Here is a 23,181-nt window from a genome sequence, read left to right as displayed (position 1 = left end):
GGAAGCGGTCGTGGAACAGCGCGGCTCAGGCGGCGAGCCTGGCGCGGGCCTCTTCGACCGTGCGCGGCACCGGCGTCGGTTCGAGCCCGATCATCCGCGCGACGTTGTTGCCGAGGTAGTCCTCGAGCGTGTCCTCGTCCAGATTGAGCCCCTGCGGCGGCTCGAAACACAGCACCTCCAGCAGGCGCAGCCACATGCCCGGCTCGTTCGGCGGCGTATCGGAGCCGAACAGGATCTTGTGCTTGGGCAACACCTTGGCGAACTCGACGATGCGCGACTGCAGGCACCAGCCCGATTCGCAATAGACGTTCGGCAGGTCCATCGCCATCTGGAACGGCTCGAAGCAATAGACGCCGCCGGTCTGCACGCCGAAGTGGGCCATGATGAAATTCACCGTCGGGAATTCCTTGATCATCGGCACCCATTCGGTCGGGATGCTGTAGGGGCCGTCGCCGGTATGCAGCTTGACCAGCACGCCCAATTCCGCGCATTTCTGCAGCGCCGGACGCAGCCAGTCGAGCGCGCGGTCGGGCCGATAGGCGTGCATGTTGGCCTGGAACTGGACCATCTTGAAGCCGAGCTTGCGCACGTAATGGTCGATCGCATTGACGCCGTTCTCGACGCCGCAACGCGGGTTGTAGACGAAGCAGCCGATGAAGCGGTCGGGATATTTGCGCACCATCTCGACCGTGTAGGCCATATAGGCATCGATCGATTCGCTGCCCGACCTGGTGCCGTCGGTCCAGGTGTAGATGGTGTTGCCTTGCGGCGGCTGGATGAAGGCGCGATCGATGCGGCGCGGCTTGCCGTTGATCAGGAATGGGCCATCCATCATCTGGATCAGGCGCTCGCCGGTAAAGGGCTCGCCATCGTGCCGCCATGCCAGGTCGACCAGATTGGTCGGATAGCAACTGGTGTCGATGATCATGCGGGTGTCTCCTCGCAATGCTGCAGGTTGAAGGCATGCGGGACCGGGCCGGTCATTGCGGGACCGGCCGGGTGCGCGTTGCGTTCGGGAGCACTGTCGAGGGGAGCGTTGGAAGAATGCGCCACCGACGGTACTCCGTCAGTGAGCAATCTCCAGTTGAACGATCGCGGCGTTGCGCCGCTGCTTGTTCAATCGACCGCTTCTACCCACGGCGCCTTTATACCGCCGTGGAAATTCGGATGTCAAGCGGGAAGCGTGAACGCCGATGTTGCCGTGCCCACGTTCCCGCGCTCGGATCGATCGCCGCAGCGTGCGATCAGGCGTTGGTGCCGTTATCGATGGTCCATGCCGCGCCGGTCACCGCCTGGGCTTCCGGCGAGGCCAGCAAGGCCACGACCGCCGCGACATCGTCCGGCGACGCGAAACGCTGCGGACCCGCCATCAGCGAGCGCTGCCATTCCGCATGCGGGCCATCCGGCGGGTTCATGTCGGTGGCGGTCGAACCGGGATGCACGACATTGACCGTGATGCCGCGCGGACCGAAGTCGCGCGCCAAGCCCTGCGTCATGCCGACCAGCGCCGCCTTGCTGGCGCTATACACCGACATGCCCTGCCCCGGCACGCGCACCGCCAGGTTGCTGCCGATCGAGATGATGCGGCCGCCATCGGGCATCACCTTGTCGACCGCCTTGATCGCCGCGAAGGCAGCGCGCACATTGACCGCCATCGTGATGTCGAAATCTTCGATGCTCAGGTCCGCCGGCGGACCGACGCGGAAGATGCCGGCGTTGTTCACCAGGATGTCGATCTTGCCGAATTGCCCGGCCGCGCGCGCCACCGCATCGGCGACCGCCTTCGGATCGGCGTTGTCCGCCCGAATCGCCAGTGCCTGGCGGCCGTGCGCGCGCACCTGCGCGGCGACCTCTTCGGCTTGCTGCTCCGAACTGGCGTAGGTCAGTGCAACGTCCGCGCCATCGGCGGCCAGCCGGCGCGCGATCGCGGCGCCGATGCCGCGGCTGCCGCCCGTGACCAGGGCCGTTTTTCCTTGCAGGGATGCCATGTCTTGCTCCTTGAACGTGGTGTTCAACGTCGTATGTCGGTTCGCCGGTCCGCCGCCCCAAGGGCTGCCGAACCGGCATCGTCGGTTTCACCCATAATTTGTACTTTCCGGTACAAATTTAAGGCAGATTATTGGCACGTTGTCGCCGACGGTCAAGGGATTTACTATCCGGTCAGTACAGAATTCACCGTTCCATCCATGAGCCAACGAGGAAGACCCCGCGCCTTCGACCGCGACACCGCCCTGCAGGCGGCGATGCGCGTGTTCTGGGAGCGCGGCTACGAGCAGGCGTCGCTGAGCGAGCTGACGGCCGCGATGGGCATCAACCGGCCCAGCCTCTATGCCGCCTTCGGCGACAAGGCGCAGCTGTTTCGCGAGGCGACGGCGCTGTATCAGCGGACCATGAACTTCACCACGCCGGCACTCGCCCGACCCACCGCACGCGCGGGTATCGAGGCGATGCTGCGCGACAACGTCGACGCCTACTGCGACCCGGCGACGCCGCGCGGCTGTCTCGTGGTATCGGTCGCCGCCGCCTGCCCGGACGAGGACAGCGAGATGAAGACCATGCTGTCGAGCAAGCTGCGCACGGTCGGCGAGTCGGTTCGCCAGCGGTTGAAGCAAGGCGTCGAGGCCGGCGAACTGCCCGCCGACACGGACATCGGCGCCCTCGCGGCCTACTTCGAAACGGTGCTGCAGGGGCTGTCGATCCAGGCCCGCACCGGGGCCTCGCGCCAGCGGCTGCACCGGGTGGTGGACTGCGCGATGCGGGTGTGGGACAGCCTATCCGGCGAGCCGCAGAAACGCCCCGCGCGGCAGCGTAGTGCCTGATACGCCTCTTCAAGGCCTCCTTTCCTGACGACCAAACGAGCGCGATGCAGGTCGCCGGATGCCACCGTCGTTGCTTGGTGTCAGAAATCGTTATAAACTTCCGACATCCGAGGAGGAACGATGCGAACCCTTGCCCAACAGATCACCGAATACGCAGCCGGACTACCGGAAGGCACGCCCCTGGTCGCCAAGGGCTTGCTGCATCTGGGAAATCGCGCCGCCGTCGACCAGGCGCTCAGCCGTATGGCGCGCCGTGGCGCATTGCTGCGCATCGAACGCGGTATTTATGCCGTTCCCGTGCCTACCCGCTTCGGCAACCGGGCGCCGGCCGCCTCGGCATTGATCGAGGGTCTTGCCCGGCAGCGTGGGGAAACCGTCGTGCCTCATGGCGCCGCGGCGGCCAACGAACTGGGGCTGACGACGCAAGTTCCCGTGCGCGCCGTGTATTTGACCTCCGGCCGCAGCCGCCTGCTTACGCTGGGCGCCCAAGTCATCGAGTTCCGGCATGCGCCGCGATGGCAGTTGGCATTGGCCGGCCGCCACGCCGGAAAGGTCCTGCGCGCTCTGACATGGCTCGGCCCCCAACATGCCAACGAAGCGATCGCAAAACTGCGCGCCCGGCTCTCGGCATCCGACCTTGCCGAAGTCGCGTCTTCACGCGGTCAGCTGCCCACGTGGATGGCCAAGGAAGTGAGTACCTTGCTGCAGCATTGACCCAACGTGACCGAGTTCTTCAGCCTGTCCCGGGCGGAACAACGGGATGCTCTCGAAGTGGTCGCGACGCGATCCGGCAGGCCGCCGCATCTGCTCGAAAAGGATCTATGGGTGGTATGGTCGCTGCGCCATCTCTTTGCCGGCCCTCATGCCGATCATCTGGTCTTCAAGGGCGGTACTTCTCTGTCCAAGGCGTATGGCGCGATCCGCCGCTTCTCAGAAGACATCGACCTGACCTATGACATCAGGGCGATCGCCGGCGACCTGATCCGGGACACCGGCGAACCGCTGCCGCCTAACCGTAGTCAGGAGAAGCGATGGACCAAGGCCATCCGCACGCGCCTGTCCGCTTGGGTCATGACCGAGATGCTTCCGTCGATTCAAGACGAATTGGGGAGGCAACGGCTGCCGGCGGCCGCCAGCGTGGACGGTGACAAGGTCTTTATTGCGTACGAGCCGCTGTCCGGTGGAACCGGCTACGTTTCCCCGGTCGTCATGCTCGAGTTCGGTGCCCGATGTACGGGCGAGCCGAGTCATCTGCGCCCGATCCACTGCGATGCGGCCGCGCATCTTCGCGAGATCGCGTTTCCGAACACTACCGCGCGCGTCATGCGCGCCGAACGCACGTTCTGGGAAAAGGCCACGGCGATTCATGTCTACTGCGCACAGGGTGAGTTCCGTGGCAGCGCGCGTTTCGCCCGGCATTGGCACGATCTGGTGCGCCTCGACGACGTCGGACTCGCCGATGCCGCCCTTGCCGATCGCGGTCTTGCCCACGCCGTCGCGAAGCACAAGGGGATTTTCTTCGCCGAGAAATTTCCTGGCGGCGAACCGATCGACTATGGCGTGGCGGTGTCCGGGGGCTTGCGATTGGTCCCTGACGACAAGGCGCTTAGCGCATTGGCCTCGGACTATCAGCACATGATCGACGACGGCCTGCTGCTTGACGATGGCGAGCCCTTTGAAATACTGCTGGAGCGCTGCGCCACCATCGAACGCAGAGCGAACGACCTGGCCCGCGGTACAGAACCACTGCCCAAAAATACGTTCTGATCCGCGGCTCGCGCTATGGCGAAGGGCGTTTCAAAGCTCCGGTTCACGCCGATTCACACTGCTAGGCCCCAAACCGCATGCCGCGCGCCAGCAGCATGGCGGCCAACGCCGATAGCGCCACGACGGCCGCGGCGGCGTGCCAGCCCCAGGCCTCGATGGCCGCGCCCACGGTAACGGGTCCGACCACCTGCCCAACATTGCTGCCCTGCATCAGCAGGCCGATCACGACCGGCAGCAGTCCCGCCGTGGGGGCGACGATGGACGCGCCCGACAGCAAGGTCGCGGGAATCAGACCGCCCACCGCCGAGAACAGCAGGCACAGCAGGAAGGTCGGCACATCGCCGAAGAGCGGCAGGAAGATGCCGAGCGCGGCCAGTCCCATGGTCAGGCAGGTAGCGCCCACCACCAGGGACCGCGATACGCCGCGCGCCAGCAGATAGCCCGCGGCCAGATTGCCGATCATGTTGGCGGCGATCGCGAGCGCCGTCAGCAGACCGACCATGCGGTGGGAGACGCCGATCCGTTCGATCAGCAGCACCGGCAGGAAGCTGAACAACGCAAAGAACATCAGGCTGTACAGCGCGAAGCAGGCGGCGAGCCGCAGCGGCTGCGAGGCGCGCAGCACGGACACGATATCGGCGCGCATGGTTGCGGCAGCACCCGCGACGCCGTGCGATCGCAAGGACGGCTGCGGCGACGCCGGCCGCTGCGCCGCAGCCGGTATCGCCAGCCGCGTCGCCACGGTCGCGACCACGGCCAGCGCCGCGCTGCCCCACCATAGTCCGCGCCAGGTGCCGAACAGCGGACCGGCGACCATCGCCAGCGCCATGCCGGCCGGCATGAAGCAGCTCCACAGCGCAAAGGCGATATCGCGCCGCTGCGGCGTCACCACCCGTTGCAGCACCGCGGGCCCGGCCACGGCGATCAGCAGGAAGCCCAGCCCTTCGACGAAGCGCGACGCGATCAGCGCCGGCAGCGTCGGCGCCAGGGCGCCCGCGCAGGCTCCGACCACCACTGCGAGCAAACCGCCCAGCAAGATCCGCCGGTCGCCGAATGCGGGCACCAGAGCGCCGGCCGGAATCCCGCCCAGCGAGCCGAGCACCGCGACGATGGCCATCAGCCAGCCCGCCTGCGCCAGGCTCGCGTCAAGCTCGGCCCGCAGCATCGGCATCGCGATCGCGGCCTTGCCGACCTGCAACGCTGCCACGACGCCGGCGCCGACCACCACCGCCACCGTCAGCCACATCGCCGCGTTGCCTGACCTCGCGGCGGCTATCGGCGTCGCTTTGCCAGACCGCGCGGCGGGCATCCGCGTCACCTTGCCCCACCCCTTGGCGGCGGACCATGCCCGCCGCCCCTTCGCACAATCGTCTGCACAATCCGCCATCTCGGTCTCCCTGCCGGAACTCGCGATGGCGAACAGCATCGCACCGTCTTTACATCGACGGAAGTGATATAAGTTCGATCCAATCGATCGATCCAATAGATCATTGGAGCGACGGCTTCCGGCTACCCAACTCATGCTCGACGCCCTGACCCTCGACCAGCTGCGCACCTTCGCCACCGTCGCGGACGCCGGCAGTTTCCGCGCGGCAGCGGCCAAGCTCGGCCGCGTGCAATCGGCAGTCAGCCATGCGATCGCCAATCTGGAGGCGCAGCTCGGCGTCGCGCTGTTCGACCGTAGCGCGCGGCGTCCGGTATTGACCGCCGAGGGCCAGGCCCTGCTGGTCAACGCGCGCGACATCCTGCTGCGCGTCGACGCGATGCGGGCACGGGCCCGGGGCCTCGGTCAGCAACTGGAGCTCGAACTGTCGGTAGTCGTCGATACGCTGTTTCCGCTGGGGCAGATCAGCGCCGCGCTGGAAGCGATGCGCGACCGCTATCCGTCGGTGGCGATCCGGCTCGCGGTCGAACCGCTGGGCGGACCGCTGGCCGCCCTGCTCGAGCAGCGCGCCACGCTGGCGGTGATGGTCGGCGAGGGCTTTCGCGATCCGCGCGTCGCGCTGCAGGCGCTGTCGTCGACCGAGGTGGTGGCGGTCGTGTCCGCTCGCCATCCGCTGGCATCGCGGCGGCGCGGCCCGCCGCTTGGCATTGCCGATCTGGCCGATCACCTGCAGATCGTGCAGTCCGACCCGACGCCGCTGTCCGCCGGCCGCGACTTCGGCGTGCTGTCGCCGCAGACCTGCCGCGTCAACACGCAGGACACCAAGTACGCGCTGATCCTGTCCGGCCTCGGCTGGGGGCGGCTGCCGCGCTGGCTGGTCGAACGCGACCTGCGCGAGGGCCGGCTGTTCGCGTGGCCACCACGTCGCTGGGCCGCGATGCGCGCGTCCTCTACGAGGCCTATCTCGCCCATCGCGTCGACCAGCCGCTTGGACCGGCCGCGCAGGCTTTCCGCGAAGCCCTGACCCGCATCGCCGCGCAAGGTTGACCGACTCCTTATGTTGCGAAGCGCCAATGGCCGACGACTTATGTTGCAAACAGGAATGGTTATCAATAAGATTGACGGCTTTTTGTAACCGAAGATTACGAGAGAGCCCGGACCGCGCGCCATGAGACAAGAACGAGCCTGTTTGCAACCGTCGCGGCTGACGCCGTCGGCCCTGATCGCCGCGGCCATCGCCGGCGGCGTCCCGCTTTCCACGCTGGCGCAGCAGGCGCCGTCCGCCACCCCGGGCACGGCGCCCGCGCATGAGCTGAGCACCGTCGAGGTGCGGGTCGACCGGATCAAGAGCGATCTGGTCAATCCGACGCGGCAGGTCACCGTGATCGAGCGCGAGCAGATCGAGGAGCTGAAGACCGGCTCGACCAATCTGGCGACGATGTTGAGCAAGCTGATTCCGGGCATGGCCGATTCGAGCCGCACCGTGACCGACTTCGGCCAGACGCTGCGCGGACGCAGCGCGCTGGTGCTGGTCGACGGCATTCCGCTCAATACCAACCGCGATTCGGCTCGCAATCTGGCAACGATCGATCCGACCAATATCGAGCGGATCGAAGTGCTGCGCGGCAGCAGCGCGCTCTACGGCGCCGGCGCGAGCGGCGGCATCATCTCGATCACGACCCGCAGCGCGGGCGGCGCGCCCACCGCCGACACCACGGTAACGCTGGGCACGCCGCTGACGCGGCTCAGCAAGGAGGGGCTCAGCGCCAACGTGCAGCAGCACTTCTCCGGCAGCCAGGGACCGATCGACTACGCCTTCCACGTCGGCGCGCAGCGCATCGGCAGCCCCTACGACGCGCACGGCCATCGGATCGCGCCCGAGCCGAGCCAGGGCGATCTGTTCGATTCCAACGTCTACAACATCAGCGGCAAGCTGGGCTGGCGCATCGACGGCCAGCAGCGCGTCCAGCTGAGCCTGAGCCGCTATCACGCCAGGCAGAACACCGACTACGCCTCCGACCCGTCGGTCGGACGCCTGCCGCCGGGCTCGGCCACGGCGCGCGCGATCCGCGGCCTGCAGCTGGAAAACCAGAACGAGCTGCGCAACACGGTGCTGAACCTGGATTACCAGCACCAGGACTTATACGGCAGCACGGTATCGACGCAGTTCTACTATCGCGACTACTTCACGCGCTTTCCTCCGTTCGACGCGCGCGCGGTCGCCACGCGCGGCGGCAACGTCGACCAGATCAGCCAGAACAGCAGCGTCTTCGGCGGCCGGCTGACAGTCGGGACGCCGCTGGGCGCCAGCAAGCAGACCAAGCTGCTGTGGGGCGCCGACTACAACCAGGAACGCAGCGACATGCCGCTCGACGTGTTCGACGCCGCGCGCTACGACGCCAGCGGCGGCCTGGTGTTCCAGCGCACCGGCGGGCTGACCTATATGCCGCCGCTGACCACGCGCAGCGGCGGCGTGTTCGGACAGCTGCAGCACAAGTTCGACGAGCGCTGGTCGATGGAAGGCGGCGCGCGCTACGAGCGCGCCAGCGCCAGCTTCGACGACTTCGTGCCGCTGTCGCAGTCGAAGGTCGCCAACCCGGCCGGCGTCAAAGGCGGCACCGTCGACTACGGCGCCTGGCTGTTCAACATCGGCGCGGCCTTTGCGCCAGTCAAGGGCCAGGAGTTCTATGGCGCCTTCAGCCAAGGCTTCCAGCTGCCGGACATCGGCCTGCAGATCCGCAATGCACGCCCGGGCTTCGACATCAACTCGTCGAGCCTGGAGCCGGTCAAGACCAACAACTACGAGCTGGGCTGGCGCGGTGCGCTGGGCAGCAACACGCTGGCCAACGTGGCGGTGTTCTACACCACCTCGAAGCTCGGCGACGTGCAGAGCTTCAACAACGGGCTGATCCTGACCCGCACCAAGGAACGGATCTTCGGCGTCGAGGCGGCGGCCGACTATCTGACCGACGACGAGAAATGGGGCGTCGGCGGGACCTTCACCTGGCTGCGCGGGCGCGAGCAGCCGCAAGGCAGCAGCAGCTTCCAGAACATGACGGGCTACCGCATTCCGCCGCTGAAGCTGACCGGCTACCTGCAATACCGGCCGATCAGCCAATGGACCAACCGCCTGCAGGTCAGCTATTACGCCGGGCGCGACTATCGTCTGAACGGCCAGAACAGCTTCGGGCGGCGCGATACCGGCAGCTATACCACGCTCGATCTGATCAGCCGCTACCAGCTGACGCGCAAGGACACCATCACGATCGGCATCGAGAACCTGCTCAATCGCGACTACTACCCGCTGTACAGCCAGCTGCTGCGCAACAGCAGCAATACCAGCCGGCTGCCGGCGGCGGGCATCACGCTGACGGCGATGTATCAGCACCGCTGGTAAGCGACGGCGAGCCGGGACGGGAGCGCATCGCCTGCCCCGGCTCTGTTCGACCGCATCGCTCGCGCGCATAATTGCAACCGCAACGATACGCAACGGCAACGATACCGGACAGCATCATGACGACAAACGGGCCCGACCTGTGGTTCTCCTTCGTACGCGCGCACCGGCTGATCATCCGCGAGGTGGAACGGCGCCTTGCCGACGCCGGGCTGCCCACCTATGCCTGGTACGACGTACTGTGGGGACTCGAGAGCGGCCCGGGCGGCGCGCGACGCATGCATGAACTGGCCGACGCGCTTGTCATCGAGCGCTACAACCTGACCCGCCTGGTCGACCGGCTGGAGAGCGAGGGCCTGGTCACGCGCACTCGCTCGGCCGACGACGGCCGCGCCGCCTTCCTCACGATCACGCGCGAAGGCCGCGCGCTGCGCAAGAAGATGTGGAAGGTCTATCAGGCCACGATCGCCGACCTGTTCCTGTCTCAGTTCGATCCCGACGACGAACAACGCTTCGCCGACGCGCTGGAGCGTGCCGCCCAGGCCGTGCGCGCTGCCGCGGCCGCATCGCGCCCTTCCTGACGCCGCTGCGCCGGTCCCTGTCCCAGGTGGGAACCGGCTGACGACCCACCACCGGGACCAACCCGTCCTCCCACCATCACACGCGCACACCACGCCGTGACTGTCGCCGGCCCGGCGACGGCATGCGCGCGTCGACCGCTGCCGTGCCAGCACGCCGGTGCCGCCGGCAATCGGCCGACCGCCCTCTTCGATCGCTCCACCGATGGCCGTGCTTGCCGAAGCCGCCTCCATCGACTACAGTTGCATCTGCAACGATTGCAGATGCAACTCATAGCCATATCGCAGGACATCATCGGAGGAACCACCATGTCATCCGTCATCCCGTCAAGGCTGACCACGCCAGACCTGACCTTCTACACCGCCAACACCCCCAATGGCCAGAAGGTCAGCATCTATCTGCAGGAAGCCGGATTGCCCTACCGGCAGGTGGATGTCGCCCTGGACAAGGGCGAACAGCGCCACCCCGACTATCTCGCGATCAACCCCAACGGCAAGATCCCGGCGCTGGTCGATCACGGCGAAGGCATCACCGTGTTCGAGTCCGGGGCGATCCTCGGCTATCTGTCGAGCCAGTACGGCCCGCTGCATCCGACGCAGCGCCACGAGCAGTGGCAGGTCCAGCAATGGCTGCATTTCCAGGTCGGCGGCATCGGGCCGATGCTTGGACAGCTGTGGTGGTTCCTGCATGGCTCGCAGAGCGGAAATCGCGAAGCGATCGAGCGCTACACGAAGGAAGCGCATCGGCTCTACGGGGTGGTGGACCGACGGCTGGCGGAATCGAACTATCTGGCGCTGGACCGTTACACCATTGCCGACATCGCCGCGTTTCCGTGGTTGCGTAGCCATGACGAACTGCGGCTCGACATCGGGCAATACCGGCATGTGGCCCGCTGGCTCGAGCGCATCGCCGAGCGGCCGGCAGTACAACGCGGTCTCGCGGCGTTGCGCCGGCCCGCGGCGGCAACGCAGGATCGGGCGGAGGCGTGAGCGATGGCGTGGACCTTTCTGTTTGCCGCCGCCGCGCTGGAGATTGTGATGGGCGTCGCGCTGAAGTTGAACCAGGGCTGGACACGGCTGCTGCCGAGCGTGGTGGCCGTTGCCGCTGGACTGGCCAGCATCTACCTGCTGGCCAAGGCGCTGCGCAATCTGCCTGTGGGCACCGCCTATGCGATCTGGACCGGCATCGGCACGCTGGGGCTGGTCGCGATCGGCATCGTCAGCTTCGGCGAGGGCATGCAATGGCAGCGGCTGCTGTTCCTGACGTTGACGGTGGTGGGGATCATCGGGCTGCGGTTCTCCGAGGCGGTGAGCTGACCTGCGGAATAAACCATCGGGAAATACGATGAGAACCGTGCTTCATGTCAGCGCCAGCCCCAATGGAGAGGCGTCGACCAGCCGCGCCACGGGCGCCGCGTTGATCGAGCGGATGCGGCAGCGGGAAACGCTGCGCGTGGTCGAGCGTGACCTGGCGCGTCGTCCGCCGCCCCTGGTCGATGGCGCATTCGCGCATGCCAGCCTCGCGGCGGAGTCTACCGATGCGGCCAGCGATACGGGCGTGCTTGCCTTCTCGGCATCGCTGATTGCCGAAATGCAGGCCGCGGATCGCATCGTGATCTCCACGCCGATGCACAACTTCACGGTACCCGCCACGCTGAAGGCCTGGATCGACCAGATCCTGCGCCCCGGCCGCACGTTCGCGCGGACGCCGGAAGGCAAGAAGGGGCTGCTGGCCAACCGCCCCGTCTACCTGATCGTCGGCAGCGGCGGGCCGCTTGGCGATGACGGCAAGGGGCAGCCGGACTTTCTGACGCCCTATCTGCGTCACGCGCTGGCGACCGCGGGTCTTCACGACCTGTCGGTGTTGCGGCTCGACAATCTGCGGCGCGGACCGGCCTATCTCGAGCGGGCGCAGGCTCTCGCCGATGCGTGGATCGCGCAGCAGATCGCCGCCCTGTCGCTGAACCCGCCGGCGCTCACTGCACAGAAATCTGCACCGTCTGGAATACCTTGCCCCATCGATCCACCTCTTCGACCAGGTATTGCCTGAACTGCTCGCGCGAGCCACCGACCACAATGGCCCCCTGCGATACCAGCGTGTCGCGCACGTCGGGCGAGGCCAGCGCCTTGTTGACTTCGGCGTTCAGGCGGTCGAGCACTTCCTTGGGCGTTCCCGCCGGGGCCAGCAGGCCGTTCCACGAATCGGCCTCGAATCCGGGCAGCCCCGCCTCCTCCATCGTCGGCAGCTGCGGCATCTGTGGCATGCGCTTCTTCGATGCCACCGCGATCGCGCGCGGATTGCCGGACTTCAACGTGGGCAACGCCGACATCGACGTCATGAAGACCATGTCGACGGTGCCGGCCATCAGATCCGTCAGCGCGGCCGAGGCTCCCTTGTACGGAACATGCAGCATGTCGATGCCCGCGCGCTGCTTCAGCAGTTCGCCAGCGAGGTGCTGCGACCCTCCGGCGCCGGTCGAGCCGAACGTCAAGGTACCCGGCTTCTTCTTCGCCAGCGCAATCAGCGAGCGCAGGTCGTGAGCCGGCAGCCTGGTCGAAACCGCCAGCACGGCCGGGGCCGTCATCACATTGGCGATCGGCTCGAAGCTCTTGAGTACATCGAACTTCAGACCCTTGTAAAGGTACTTGGTCATCGTGATCGGCGCCGCGGCCAGCAGCAGCGTGTAGCCATCCGGGGGCGCCGACGCGACATAGTCGGAGGCGATGTTGGAGCCCGCGCCCACCTTGTTCTCGACGATGACCGGCTGCCCCAGCCGAGCCTGGAGCTTGCTGGCCAACAGCCGCGCCGTCAGATCGGTGGGGCCTCCGGCCTGGTAGCCGACGATGATGCGGATCGGCTTGGTGGGATAGCTGGACGGCGTGGCATGGGCCGCGCTGGCAAGGGACAGGATCAGCGCACCGGCGGCGAGAGCGCCGGCGACCGGACCGAAAGTCTTCATGGATGTCTCCGTCATGGCATCTGGGATGGCGCATTGCCGCATGGCTGCGCTCTGTTCGTCGGCAACGACCGGCTGGTGCCCGCCGTTTTCCGCATGGCAACCGCGACATACCGCACGTGTCCGGTCGAACCATCGCCATGGTGGGTGAACCGCTCGCCCGTGAGAACTTCCGATTCGGCCCGCTGCCATGAGAAAAACTCAATACAGCGCCACCGGTCCCGCACCGCCCTGGCATTCCTGTATGTCATACCTGCACGATCAATTGGAAGTTGCCATCCGCACCGCCCTGCGCGAGCATCGGCGCCAGCCTGCCAACGTGAACGGACCCCATGACCATCATCGAGACCTTTTCCGCCTTCGCCCAGCAGCCCGGCCCCGGCGCGCGCTCCAGCGAAGTGATCCACCACGCCAAGCGTGCGGTGATCGACTGGTATGCGGCATTGCTGCCGGGCGCGGTCGTCGCGCCGTGCACGCTGCTGGAGCGCGCCTGCGCCGACGATCTCGATCGCGGCGATGCCCGCCTGGCCCTGGGCCGCCCGGCCACTGCGCGAACGGCGGCGCTGATCAACGGCACCGCCGCGCATACGGTGGAGGTCGACGACATCTACAAGCACGCGATCTACCATCCGGGCGCGCCGACGATTGCCGCGGCGCTTGCCGCCGCTCAGCAACGCCAGGCAAGCGGGGCGGCATTCCTGCACGCCGTGATGATCGGCTACGAGATCTCGACGCGGATCGGCGCGGCGCTGGGACGCACGCACTACCGCTACTGGCACAACACGGGCACGGTCGGTACCTTCGGTGCGGCGGCCGCCGCCGCTACGCTCTTCAAACTCGATGCCGCGCGCTTCGCACATGCACTGGCCACGAGTGGCACCTTCGCCGCGGGATTGCAGCAGGCGTTCCGCATGGATTCGATGTCCAAGCCGCTGCACTCGGGCCGAGCCGCCGAGGCGGGACTGCTGTCAGCGCTGGCTGCCGAGGCCGGCGTCACCGGCTCGCTCGACGTGATTGACGGCGAGGCGGGATTGGGACGCGCGATGAGCGATGGCCCGGACTGGCAGGCCGCTGCCGCAACGCTGGGCCGCGACTTCCATATCACGCAGATCACCTTCAAGAATCACGCCTGCTGCGGCCACACCTTCGCCGCGATCGACGGCGCGCAGGCCTTGCAGCGGGCGCACGGCTTTGCGGCCGAGGATATCGCCGCCGTGCGGATCGGCACCTATCGTCCGGCGCTGGACGTGGCGGGCAATCCCAACCCGCGCACCGCGGCAGAGGCCCGCTTCAGCGTGCCGTTTGCCGTGGCCTGCGCGCTGATCCATGGCAGCGTGCGACTTGCCGCCTTCTCCCCCGAACGGCTCGCCGATCCCGCTATCCGGGCATTGATGGCGCGCATCGAACTGTCGGTCGACGGCCAGCTCGATGCCGCCTTCCCCGGACAACGCGCGGCGCGCGTCACCGTGCGTCTGCGCGATGGACGCGAGCTGACCCATCTGCAGCCGAACCGCAAGGGCGACCCCGAGGAACCGCTGAGCGATGCGGACCTCGACGACAAGTTCGTCGAGCTGGTGGCGCCGGTGCTCGGTCAAGCCCGTACGCGCGCGCTGCTGCAGCGGCTGTGGTCGCTCGACAGCGCGGCGTCGCTGCCCTGAGGAAGTGCTGCGTCCGGCGGCATAGATATAATGAAATGTCATTGCTCGGACGCGACAACATGGCTCGCCGTATTCCCCCCTTGAACCCGCTGCGGGTCTTCGAAGTCGTGGCGCGCACCCAGAACCTGACCGTCGCCGCGCAGGAACTGCATGTTTCCCAGTCGGCGGTCAGCCGGCAGATCGCGGTGCTCGAGGGCTATCTGGGCATCGAACTGTTCCGTCGCGAGCGCCATGGCGTTTCGCTGACGCGCGTCGGCCAGGCCTATGCCGAGGAAGTCGTTCCGGCCTTCGATGCGATTGCTACTGCCACCGCCCGACTGCTGAAGAACACCTCGCAAGGCGCGCTGCGGGTGCGCACCTACACCACCTTCGCGGCGAAATGGCTGATCCCGCGACTGCCCGACTTTCAGGCCCAATATCCCAGCATCGAAGTGCGCATCGACAATGCGATTCCCGATGTCGACTTCGATCGCGATCCCGCCGATCTCGCCATCCAGTTTGGCGATGGCCGCTGGCCCCGTGTCAGCGCCGACTTCCTGTTCCACGACGAGATCGAACCGGTCTGCACGCCCGAATACCTGCGCACGCATCGCGGCGGCGGCCGCGGCCGGCCTGAAGCGCTGCTGCGCCACCGTCTGCTGGTGTCGCACTATCGCCGCGCCGACTGGGACGATTGGCTGGCCTTCGCCGGACTGGCCGAGATGGCCGACCGCACCGAGCGCATGAGCTTCGGCAGCTCGGTGCTGACCTGGCAGGCGGCCCTCGATGGCCTTGGTATCGCAATCGGACAGGCTGCCATGCTGCAGGCGGAACTCGCTTCCGGCCGCCTGGTTCGGCCGTTCGCGCGGCCACTGGTACGCAGCAAGTCCTATTACCTGGTCAGGCCCGCCGTCCAGCGCGAGTCCCGCAAGGTCACGGCATTCCGGGATTGGCTGCTCGACACCGTGGCACGCGAACAGCGCGCGGCGGAATGAGGATGCGAGATGCGGCGGCCTCAGGTATGACGATAGGTTCTACCTGCTCTCCAAACGCGAAGTTCACAACCGTCTCGGGATAGCGGAAGCTGATGCCTGACTTCTGCCCCCAGAGATTTCGACATGAACTTTGAACTCAGTGAAGAACATCAGGCATTTGCGGAATCGGTGCGCCGGTTCGCCCAGGACAAGCTCGCGCCCGGCGCGCTGCAGCGCGCGCACTCCGCGCAGTACCCATGGGATGCGGCACGCATGCTGGCCGAGCAGGGACTGCTTGGCATCGCCTTCCCGGAAGAGGATGGCGGCCAGGGCGGCACGCTGATGCACGCCGTCATCGCGATCCAGGAGATCGCGCTGGTCTGCCCCAAGAGCGCGGATATCGTGCAGGCGGGTAATTTCGGACCGATCCGGACCTTCGTCGAATACGCGACGCCCGAACAGAAGGCGCGCTTCCTGCCCGATCTGCTCGCCGGACGCAAGTTGATCGCGCTCGGCATGACGGAGCCAGAGGCCGGCTCCGCCGTCACCGAACTGCGCACCACCGCGCGCCGCGACGGCGACCACTACGTGATCGACGGCAGCAAGATCTTCTCGACGCATAGCCCCGAGGCCGAGCTGTTCCTGATCTACGTACGCTTCGGCCCGGGCATCAACGGCATCGGCTCGGTGCTGGTCGAGCGCGGCGCGCCGGGCTTTCAGATCGGGGAGCCGTCGAAATTCATGAGCGGCGAGGAATGGTGCCAGCTGTATTTCGAGGACTGCCGCATTCCCGCCGGCAACCTGCTGCTCGGCGAAGGCGGCTTCAAGCGCCAGATCGCCGGCTTCAATGTCGAGCGGCTGGGCAACTCGTCGCGCGCCCTCGCGCTCGGGCGTCATTGCTTCAACGTGGCCCGCGAGCACGCGATGGTGCGCAAACAGTTCGGTCGCGAATTGTGCGAATTCCAGGGGATTCAATGGAAGTTCGCGGAGATGGCGTTGAAGCTCGAATCCGCCCAACTTCTGCTCTATCGCGCCGCCATGGAGGGCGAGCACGGCCTGCCGTCCGCGCACAGCACGGCAATGGCCAAGCTCGCGTGCAACCAGGCGGGCTGGGACGTCGCCAACGAAGCGCTGCAGATCATGGGCGGCATGGGCTACAGCCAGGAATCGATCGTCGAATATTGCCTGCGCCGCATCCGCGGCTGGATGATCGCCGGCGGCTCCATCGAAATGCTGAAGAACCGCATTGCGGAAGGCGTGTTCGGCCGATCGTTTCCGCAGCGTCCGCCCAGGCCTGCCCCGAACTGAACATGCCGCGCCAGCCGAGCTCCCCGACTTTCCCTGTTCCCTGCTCCCGTTCCCAGCCGCAATGAACTCGACCTCTCCAGCATCCGGCCCCATCGACTCGGCGCTCGCACAGGCGCTGCTGTCTCCACGCAGCGTGGCACTGTTCGGCGCGTCCGACGATCCGGCCAAGACCGCCGGACGTCCATTGAAGTTCCTGCGTGCGGCCGGCTATCGCGGAACGATCTATCCGATCAATCCGAACCGGGATACCGTGCAGGGCGAAACCGCCTACCCCAGCCTCGCATCGCTGCCGCAAGTCCCCGACCAGGTCTTCGTGCTGACGCCGACCGACACCGTGCTCGATGCGGTGCGCGAGAGCGCCCGCCTCGGCGTCAAGGTCGTGACCATCCTCGCCAGCGGCTTTGCCGAGTCCGGACCCGAAGGCGCGGCCAGGGAGGCGGAACTGCGAGCCCTGAGCCGGCAGACCGGCATCCGCGTGCTCGGCCCCAGCAGCCTCGGGGTCATCCATCCGCAGGCGGGCGTCATGCTGACCGCCAATGCGGCCTTCGCCGAGCCGGAACTGCCACAAGGGCGCGTCTTCGTCGCCTCGCACAGCGGCAGCATGATCGGCTCGCTGGTTTCGCGCGGCAAGGCGCGCGGCGTCGGCTTTGCAGGGCTGGTATCGGTCGGCGGCGAAGCCGACCTGTCCATTGGCGAAATCTGCCTCGCTACGCTTGACGATCCCGCTATCGAGGGCTATCTGCTGTTTCTCGAGAGCCTTCGCCACGGCGACAAGCTGCGCGCCTTCGCGATCGAGGCCGCCCGGCGCGGCAAACCCGTGATCGCATACAAGCTGGGGCGATCGGCCGTCGCCGCCGAGATGGCCGCCACCCACACCGGAGCGCTGGCCGGCGAGGACGACATCGCCGATGCCTTCCTCAAGGACCTCGGCATTGCGCGCGTCGGCGTGCTTGAAGCACTGCTGGAAGCGTTCCCGCTGGCGCGGCGGATACCGCTGGCCCAGCCGGGCGGGCAACCACGCGTGCCGCCGCGCCGCGTGGGCGTGGTGACTACCACTGGCGGCGGCGCGGCGATGGTCGTCGACCAATTGGGCATTCGCGATGTCGCCGTGGAACCCGCCTCGCCGGCGACGCTCGACAGGCTCGCCGCCGCCGGTATCGCGGTATCGCCGGGACGCGTGCTGGACCTGACGCTGGCCGGCACAAACTACAAGGTCATGAAGACCGCGCTCGACATCATGTTCGGGGCGCCGGAGTTCGATATCGTGCTTGCCGTCGTCGGCTCTTCCGCACGCTTTCAGCCGCAGCTTGCAGTCAAGCCGATCATCGACAGCGCGGACAGCGCCAAGCCGCTGGCCGCGATGCTGGTGCCCGACGCACCCGAAGCGCTGGCCGCGCTGACGGCCGCCGGGGTGCCCTGCTTCCGATCGCCCGAACCGTGTGCCGATGCCATTGCCGCCGTGCTTGCACGCCGCACACCCGGCACGCAACCGGCGGCGCGACTGACCGGCGAGCGGCCGCCGCGCGCGCTCAGCGAGGCGCAGGCATACGCCGTGCTGGAACAGCTTGGCGTGCCCTACGCGCCGGCGATCACACTGCCGATCGGCGGTCCCATCCCTGCGCTGCCGTTCGACTATCCGGTGGTCGCCAAAGTCTGCTCGCCCGAGATCCCGCACAAGACGGAAGTGGGGCGGCGTCGTACTGGGCATTCGGGACGCCGGCCAGTTGAACAGCGCATTGGCAACGCTGAAGGCCAACCTGGCCGAGCGCGCACCCACCGTGCGATGCGATGAAGTGCTGGTGCAGCCGATGACCAGGGGCCTGACCGAGGTGCTGGTCGGCTACCGCATCGATCCGGACGCCGGTCCGATCGTGATGCTGGCCGCCGGGGGCATCTGGGCCGAAGTCGCACGCGATCGAAGCATTCGGCTGGCACCGGTCACCGTCGATGTCGCCCGGGAGATGATCGCCGAAGTGAAGGCACTGAAGACGGTCGGGGGACTGCGCGGCAGGACCCGCGGCGATCTCGATGCGCTGGCACGGGCCGTCTCCGCGTTGTCCCAGCTCGCGGTACGCCCTGAGCTTGGCATCGCCGAAGCGGAGGTCAACCCGATGATGGTGCTGCCCGAAGGGCAAGGTGTGCTCGCCGTCGATGCCCTCGTACTGACATCGTGAAGACGCCTGCCCTGCCCCCAGCCCCCGCGTTGAACGCCGAACTGGCCGCCCTGGACCGACGCGCGCAGACCTGCGTCGTACGTGACGGGGACCGCGAGACGGTCTGGCGCAAGTTCGGCAGCGGGCCACCGCTGGTGCTGATCCATGGCGGCCATGGCAACTGGCTGCATTGGGTCCGCAACATCGAGCCCTTGTCGGCAACGCATACGCTGTGGATTCCCGATCTGCCGGGATTCGGAGAGTCCGACGCGCTGCCCGGGGATCCGCACGCGGCCGACCGGCTCGATCGCCTGGTCGGCACCGTGATCGCAGCGCTGGACCGTCTGGTCGGTGTAGACGCAACCGTCTCGCTCGCCGGCTTTTCGTTCGGTGGACTGGTGGCCGCCCAGGTTGCGGCCCGGCGTGGCGGCACGGCGCGGCTCGCACTGCTGGGGCCCGCGGGACACGGCGGTACGCGACGCCAGCGCATGGAGATGATGGACTGGCGCAAGGACGACCCTCACGCCATGCGAAGCGCACTGCGGCACAATCTGCTCGCGCTGATGCTGCACGAGCAAGCCAGCATCGATGAGACCGCCATGCTGGTGCACGAGCTCGCGTGCCGGGCGACGCGATTTCGGAGCAAGGCGATCTCGCGACAGGCGCTGCTCGAAACCGCGCTGGATGCATTCAATGGTCCCACGCTGCTGATCTGGGGCGAGCACGACGTCACCGCCTCGCCGATCGATGTGGCCAATCGAATCGCGGGGCCCGCGACGCACCGGGATTGGTGCCTGGTGCCCGGCGCCGGGCACTGGGTCCAGTACGAGCGCCATCGCGATATCAATACGCTGCTGGCACGCTGGTTCGGCTCGGAACCTCGCTGACGCCCGGATTTGCTTGCCGAGCTCCTTCTGGACGTAGGCGTTGGCGTTGCGGCTGCTCAATCCGCACGCAGCCGGTCGAGCGCCGCCGTTGTCTTCAGCCAGTCGAGCACCGCGGCAGCGGGCGTGCCGGCCCGGATGGGCACCGGCGACAACAGACAATAGCGTGAACCGTCCTCGACAAAGCCCATCGGCGCGGCCAGCATGCCGCTGGCGATATCGTCCTGCACCAGATGCCAGGGCCCGATGGCAACACCAAGGCCCGCCACCGCTGCCTGCAGGCTGAAGTAGAAATGTTCGAAGCGCTGCTCCGGCGCGCGCGATAGCGTCTGTCCCGTGATGTCGGCCCAGGTCTGCCAGGCGTTCGGCCTTGTCCGCGTATGCAGGCGCGGTGCGGAAGGACGCAGGGCAGTGCCGGCCTTGCGCGCGGCAAACCATGCGCCGGCCTGGTCCGGCCGGCACACCGGACCGACCCGTTCGACGAACAAGGGCACCGCGTGGACGCTGTCGGGCCAGGCGAAGTCATCGCGGCGAAGCGCGAGATCGATGCCGCTGTCGAACGCGACCGCCCCGCCGCCAGCCACCAGATGGACGTCGAGCTCGGGATGCCGCGCCTTGAAGTCGGGCCAGCGCGGGATCAGCCAGCGCATCAGCAAGGTTGGCTCGCAAGACAGCACCCATTGGCGCGCCTGCCTCGCACTGGCACGCAGCTCCCGTGTGGCCTGTCGGATCACGCCGAGGCCATCCCGCACCGCCTGTGCGAGCCTTCGCCCTGCCTCGGTCAGGAAAACGCGACGGCTGCGCCGTTCGAACAACGCCACTCCGAGATCGTCTTCGAGCGTGCGCACCGCGCGGCTGACCGCGCCATGCGTCAGATGCAATTCGTCGGCTGCTCGGCTGAAGTTCTCCAGCCGGGCCGCTGCCTCGAAGCAGCGCAGGGCCAGCAGGGAAGGAAGCCGGGCGTCTCCCGATGGTGAGCTGAACTCACCATGATGGTCAGAAAACATCGCTATTCGTCGATCGTCGGGTTCCCTAACATAGGGCAACCATGCGTGGCACTTTGCCACAGGATTCGACAGAGTCAACCATGACCGAACTGTTAGCCGTGATCACCATTACGCTGCTCGCCGTGATCAGCCCTGGACCGGACTTTGCCATGGTGAGCCGCAACAGCCTGGTGCTGTCGCGCCGCGCCGGCTTGCTGACGGCACTGGGCATCGGGCTTGGCGTACTGATCCACGTCGGCTACACCATCCTCGGCGTCGGCGTGTTGATCCAGCAGTCGCTATGGCTGTTCCAGACGGCCAAATGGATTGCCGCGATCTATCTGGTCTATTTGGGTATCGGCATGCTGCGCGCCAGGCCGGGCGGCTCGCTGGCCGAGGGCCGCACCGCCCCGCTGTCGGATCTCGCCGCATTGCGCACGGGCCTGCTGACCAATGCGCTGAACCCGAAGACCACCGTCTTTATCGTCAGCCTTTTCATGCAGGTCGTGCGCCCCGACACGCCGCTGGCCACACAGATCGGCTACGGCGCCTTCATCGCGGCCGCCCATATCGGCTGGTTCAGCCTGGTCGCGGTGTGCCTGTCGACGGGCCCCGTACGCGCTCGGCTGCTGGCCGTGCGCCACTGGATCGACCGTGTCTTCGGCGCCCTGCTGGTCTCGTTTGGCGTGCTGCTGGCGGTGGCGCGCGGCGCGCGTTGAAGCGCGATCCTGCGCCGGTCTACTCGCCGAATTCCTGCTGGATGCGCGGCGCCTGCGGACACTGCCGATCCAGCGACTCCCGATACTTGACGCAGCCGCGCAGAAACTGCGGCCAGTCCGGGACCGCGGGCGTGTGCGTGGCCGCGTCGGGCAGCAAGGCCCACAGGTTCGGGTGATGCCAGCACAGATCGTGGCCCGACGCATCCCGATGGCGGCGGATGCCGGCGCGCAAGCGCCTCACTTCCTCAACCAGTTGTTGGCGGCTCATCGTGTCGACGTCTTCGTCCATGGTGCCCTCCGGCGTGCCCGTTGGCTTTGTCGAAACCTTCAGCTTAGGCGGGCTGCGCGCAAGCTGCGGAGACCTTTGGCATATGGCGCAGCGTCAGCGCCCAGAACGCCAGCGCGGCGGCACTGATGCCGGCACCGAGCAGGCAGACCGCCTGCCATCCGGCCAGCGCATAAACCCATGTCGACGCGATCGCGCCCAGCCCGCTGCCCACCGAATAGAACAGCATGTAGCAACCGACCAGCCGGCTGTGCGCATCGCGCTGCGCCGCGAAAATCATGCTCTGGTTGGCGACATGAATGGCCTGCCCGCCGAGGTCCAGCGCGACGATGCCGATCACCAGCCACCACAGCCCGTGCGCATCGAACCACCACAGTGGCAGCCATGAGGCCAACAGCACCAGCAGCGCCCCGCCGGTGACCCGCTGCCCCAGGCCGCGGTCGGCCAGCCGCCCGGCCCGCGCGGCCGCCAAGGCGCCGACCACGCCGACCAGCCCGAATGCGCCGATCGCCGTGTGCGACAACGCGTACGGCGGCGCGCTCAACGGCAGCACCAGCGCGCTCCAGAACACGCTGAATGCGGCGAACATCAGCATCGCGATCGTGCCGCGGATCTGCAGCACGCGTTGTTGCCGCAGTAGCGTCAGCATCGACAGGATCAGCTTCGGATAGCTCAGCCGTGAAATCGCTGGGGTCTGTGCCGGCAGACGGCGCCACAGCACCAGCGACAGCGCCAGCATCGCCAGCGCCGAGAACAGATACACGCCACGCCAGCCTGCCACATCGGCAATCAGGCCGGCCAGCACGCGCGCCAGCAACAGACCGATGACCACCCCGCCCTGCGCGGCGCCGACCACCCGCCCACGCTCCGATGGCGCGCCGGCGGTCGCCGCGTAGGCGATCAACCCCTGCGTCATCGCTGTACCGAGCAAGCCGACGGCCAGCATGCCAACCAGCAAGGCCGGCGCCGACGCGGCCGCGGCCACGGCAATCAGCGCCCCCACCAGCGCAGCCGCCTGCCACAGCATCAGGCGCCGCCGATCGATGCGGTCGCCCAGCGGCACCAGCAGCAGCAAGGCCAGCGCGCAGCCGATCTGCGTGGCCGTGATCACGCCCCCTACCGCGGCATGGTCCAGCGCGAACTCCCCGCCGAGCGCGTCGAGCAAGGGCTGCGCGTAGTAGACGTTCGCCACGCTCAGACCGCAGGCGCAGGCGAACAGCGCGACCAATGCGCTCGGCATGGGGCTGGCGGATGGCGTTGGAGGCTTGGGTGCAGGCCCTGTCGGCGGTTCGCCCGGCATGGATGTTCCTTCGTCAAAGCGGTTTCAAATCAAGA

The 23,181-nt window shown here is 67.2% G+C and carries 20 protein-coding genes and 2 pseudogenes; 15 read left to right on the top strand and 7 right to left on the bottom strand.

Annotation, left to right across the window (positions count from 1 at the left end; all coding sequences use genetic code 11):
- Positions 1–25: 25 nt before the first annotated feature.
- Complete coding sequence (locus tag F7Q96_RS15895; RefSeq protein WP_053821701.1) at positions 26–928, bottom strand: amidohydrolase family protein; 903 nt, start codon at positions 926–928, stop codon at positions 26–28.
- Positions 929–1,244: 316 nt separating this feature from the next.
- Entirely contained in the window at positions 1,245–1,988 is a 744-nt protein-coding gene (locus F7Q96_RS15890) for an SDR family NAD(P)-dependent oxidoreductase (protein ID WP_053823069.1), read from the bottom strand.
- Positions 1,989–2,186: 198 nt separating this feature from the next.
- Here F7Q96_RS15890 and F7Q96_RS15885 point away from each other — a divergent pair, with 198 nt between their 5' ends.
- The 3 genes from F7Q96_RS15885 (at position 2,187) to F7Q96_RS15875 (ending at position 4,586) form a co-directional block, all read left to right on the top strand.
- Entirely contained in the window at positions 2,187–2,819 is a 633-nt protein-coding gene (locus F7Q96_RS15885) for a TetR/AcrR family transcriptional regulator (RefSeq protein WP_053821700.1), read from the top strand.
- A gap of 120 nt (positions 2,820–2,939) precedes the next feature.
- Positions 2,940–3,533: a DUF6088 family protein gene (locus tag F7Q96_RS15880; protein ID WP_053821699.1), complete on the top strand. Its 594-nt coding sequence runs from the start codon at positions 2,940–2,942 to the stop codon at positions 3,531–3,533.
- Between the two features lie 6 nt (positions 3,534–3,539).
- Positions 3,540–4,586 (top strand): nucleotidyl transferase AbiEii/AbiGii toxin family protein, encoded by a 1,047-nt coding sequence (locus F7Q96_RS15875; protein ID WP_151022938.1) that lies wholly within the window; start codon positions 3,540–3,542, stop codon positions 4,584–4,586.
- Between the two features lie 61 nt (positions 4,587–4,647).
- Here the strand turns inward: F7Q96_RS15875 and F7Q96_RS15870 are convergent, their stop codons facing one another.
- Entirely contained in the window at positions 4,648–5,832 is a 1,185-nt protein-coding gene (locus F7Q96_RS15870; protein ID WP_170265861.1) for an MFS transporter, read from the bottom strand.
- 274 nt (positions 5,833–6,106) lie between these two features.
- Here F7Q96_RS15870 and F7Q96_RS15865 point away from each other — a divergent pair.
- The 6 genes and pseudogenes from F7Q96_RS15865 (at position 6,107) to F7Q96_RS15840 (ending at position 11,992) form a co-directional block, all read left to right on the top strand.
- Positions 6,107–7,017, top strand: a pseudogene (locus tag F7Q96_RS15865) (LysR family transcriptional regulator).
- Positions 7,018–7,138: 121 nt separating this feature from the next.
- Complete coding sequence (locus F7Q96_RS15860) at positions 7,139–9,367, top strand: TonB-dependent receptor (RefSeq protein WP_151022936.1); 2,229 nt, start codon at positions 7,139–7,141, stop codon at positions 9,365–9,367.
- A 116-nt stretch (positions 9,368–9,483) separates the two neighbouring features.
- On the top strand, positions 9,484–9,945 hold the full coding sequence (locus F7Q96_RS15855) for a MarR family winged helix-turn-helix transcriptional regulator (protein ID WP_053821697.1): 462 nt from the start codon (positions 9,484–9,486) through the stop codon (positions 9,943–9,945).
- Positions 9,946–10,251: 306 nt separating this feature from the next.
- The gene (locus F7Q96_RS15850) at positions 10,252–10,932 is read left to right on the top strand and encodes a glutathione S-transferase family protein (RefSeq protein WP_053821696.1); all 681 of its coding nucleotides are present in this window, start codon (positions 10,252–10,254) and stop codon (positions 10,930–10,932) included.
- 3 nt (positions 10,933–10,935) lie between these two features.
- Positions 10,936–11,259 (top strand): DMT family transporter, encoded by a 324-nt coding sequence (locus F7Q96_RS15845; RefSeq protein WP_053821695.1) that lies wholly within the window; start codon positions 10,936–10,938, stop codon positions 11,257–11,259.
- Between the two features lie 28 nt (positions 11,260–11,287).
- Positions 11,288–11,992: an FMN-dependent NADH-azoreductase gene (locus F7Q96_RS15840; RefSeq protein WP_082371448.1), complete on the top strand. Its 705-nt coding sequence runs from the start codon at positions 11,288–11,290 to the stop codon at positions 11,990–11,992.
- On the opposite strand, the gene F7Q96_RS15835 is transcribed toward F7Q96_RS15840, so the two are convergent.
- Positions 11,919–12,902: a tripartite tricarboxylate transporter substrate binding protein gene (locus F7Q96_RS15835; RefSeq protein WP_226994855.1), complete on the bottom strand. Its 984-nt coding sequence runs from the start codon at positions 12,900–12,902 to the stop codon at positions 11,919–11,921. The genes F7Q96_RS15840 and F7Q96_RS15835 overlap by 74 nt on opposite strands.
- Positions 12,903–13,231: 329 nt before the next feature.
- On the opposite strand from F7Q96_RS15835, the gene F7Q96_RS15830 reads away from it, so the two are divergent.
- The 5 genes and pseudogenes from F7Q96_RS15830 to F7Q96_RS15810 all read left to right on the top strand — a co-directional run bounded on the left by F7Q96_RS15830 (position 13,232) and on the right by F7Q96_RS15810 (position 19,858).
- Positions 13,232–14,557, top strand: coding sequence for an MmgE/PrpD family protein (locus F7Q96_RS15830; RefSeq protein WP_053821692.1), 1,326 nt, complete (start codon positions 13,232–13,234; stop codon positions 14,555–14,557).
- 59 nt (positions 14,558–14,616) lie between these two features.
- Positions 14,617–15,531 (top strand): transcriptional regulator GcvA, encoded by a 915-nt coding sequence (gene gcvA / locus F7Q96_RS15825; protein WP_053821691.1) that lies wholly within the window; start codon positions 14,617–14,619, stop codon positions 15,529–15,531.
- 123 nt (positions 15,532–15,654) lie between these two features.
- Entirely contained in the window at positions 15,655–16,818 is a 1,164-nt protein-coding gene (locus F7Q96_RS15820; RefSeq protein WP_053821690.1) for an acyl-CoA dehydrogenase family protein, read from the top strand.
- 61 nt (positions 16,819–16,879) lie between these two features.
- Positions 16,880–18,992: pseudogene (locus F7Q96_RS15815) on the top strand (acetate--CoA ligase family protein).
- 29 nt (positions 18,993–19,021) lie between these two features.
- Positions 19,022–19,858 carry an alpha/beta fold hydrolase gene (locus F7Q96_RS15810; protein WP_226994854.1) on the top strand — a complete coding sequence of 279 codons (837 nt, stop codon included), beginning with the start codon at positions 19,022–19,024 and terminating at the stop codon, positions 19,856–19,858.
- A 56-nt stretch (positions 19,859–19,914) separates the two neighbouring features.
- Here F7Q96_RS15810 and F7Q96_RS15805 read toward each other — a convergent pair whose 3' ends face one another.
- Complete coding sequence (locus F7Q96_RS15805; protein WP_053821689.1) at positions 19,915–20,862, bottom strand: LysR family transcriptional regulator; 948 nt, start codon at positions 20,860–20,862, stop codon at positions 19,915–19,917.
- Between the two features lie 80 nt (positions 20,863–20,942).
- Between F7Q96_RS15805 and F7Q96_RS15800 the strand changes: the two genes are divergently transcribed.
- Positions 20,943–21,560 (top strand): LysE family translocator, encoded by a 618-nt coding sequence (locus F7Q96_RS15800; RefSeq protein WP_053821688.1) that lies wholly within the window; start codon positions 20,943–20,945, stop codon positions 21,558–21,560.
- 19 nt (positions 21,561–21,579) lie between these two features.
- Here F7Q96_RS15800 and F7Q96_RS15795 read toward each other — a convergent pair whose 3' ends face one another.
- Complete coding sequence (locus F7Q96_RS15795) at positions 21,580–21,849, bottom strand: hypothetical protein (RefSeq protein ID WP_053821687.1); 270 nt, start codon at positions 21,847–21,849, stop codon at positions 21,580–21,582.
- Between the two features lie 43 nt (positions 21,850–21,892).
- Entirely contained in the window at positions 21,893–23,146 is a 1,254-nt protein-coding gene (locus tag F7Q96_RS15790; protein WP_390885759.1) for an MFS transporter, read from the bottom strand.
- Between the last annotated feature and the right edge of the window lie 35 nt (positions 23,147–23,181).

Origin of the sequence: Cupriavidus gilardii (genome assembly GCF_008801915.1) — a bacterium.
Lineage (GTDB): Bacteria > Pseudomonadota > Gammaproteobacteria > Burkholderiales > Burkholderiaceae > Cupriavidus > Cupriavidus gilardii.
This window is presented reverse-complemented; position numbering and strand designations above follow the sequence as displayed.

Coding starts and splice junctions, on each gene's coding strand:
- F7Q96_RS15895 (WP_053821701.1), bottom strand. CDS start 928: ATGATCATCGACACCAGTTGCTATCCGACCAATCTGGTCGACCTGGCA.
- F7Q96_RS15890 (WP_053823069.1), bottom strand. CDS start 1,988: ATGGCATCCCTGCAAGGAAAAACGGCCCTGGTCACGGGCGGCAGCCGC.
- F7Q96_RS15885 (WP_053821700.1), top strand. CDS start 2,187: ATGAGCCAACGAGGAAGACCCCGCGCCTTCGACCGCGACACCGCCCTG.
- F7Q96_RS15880 (WP_053821699.1), top strand. CDS start 2,940: ATGCGAACCCTTGCCCAACAGATCACCGAATACGCAGCCGGACTACCG.
- F7Q96_RS15870 (WP_170265861.1), bottom strand. CDS start 5,832: ATGTGGCTGACGGTGGCGGTGGTGGTCGGCGCCGGCGTCGTGGCAGCG.
- F7Q96_RS15860 (WP_151022936.1), top strand. CDS start 7,139: ATGAGACAAGAACGAGCCTGTTTGCAACCGTCGCGGCTGACGCCGTCG.
- F7Q96_RS15855 (WP_053821697.1), top strand. CDS start 9,484: ATGACGACAAACGGGCCCGACCTGTGGTTCTCCTTCGTACGCGCGCAC.
- F7Q96_RS15850 (WP_053821696.1), top strand. CDS start 10,252: ATGTCATCCGTCATCCCGTCAAGGCTGACCACGCCAGACCTGACCTTC.
- F7Q96_RS15845 (WP_053821695.1), top strand. CDS start 10,936: ATGGCGTGGACCTTTCTGTTTGCCGCCGCCGCGCTGGAGATTGTGATG.
- F7Q96_RS15840 (WP_082371448.1), top strand. CDS start 11,288: ATGAGAACCGTGCTTCATGTCAGCGCCAGCCCCAATGGAGAGGCGTCG.
- F7Q96_RS15835 (WP_226994855.1), bottom strand. CDS start 12,902: ATGAAGACTTTCGGTCCGGTCGCCGGCGCTCTCGCCGCCGGTGCGCTG.
- F7Q96_RS15830 (WP_053821692.1), top strand. CDS start 13,232: ATGACCATCATCGAGACCTTTTCCGCCTTCGCCCAGCAGCCCGGCCCC.
- gcvA (WP_053821691.1), top strand. CDS start 14,617: ATGGCTCGCCGTATTCCCCCCTTGAACCCGCTGCGGGTCTTCGAAGTC.
- F7Q96_RS15820 (WP_053821690.1), top strand. CDS start 15,655: ATGAACTTTGAACTCAGTGAAGAACATCAGGCATTTGCGGAATCGGTG.
- F7Q96_RS15805 (WP_053821689.1), bottom strand. CDS start 20,862: ATGTTTTCTGACCATCATGGTGAGTTCAGCTCACCATCGGGAGACGCC.
- F7Q96_RS15800 (WP_053821688.1), top strand. CDS start 20,943: ATGACCGAACTGTTAGCCGTGATCACCATTACGCTGCTCGCCGTGATC.
- F7Q96_RS15795 (WP_053821687.1), bottom strand. CDS start 21,849: ATGGACGAAGACGTCGACACGATGAGCCGCCAACAACTGGTTGAGGAA.
- F7Q96_RS15790 (WP_390885759.1), bottom strand. CDS start 23,146: ATGCCGGGCGAACCGCCGACAGGGCCTGCACCCAAGCCTCCAACGCCA.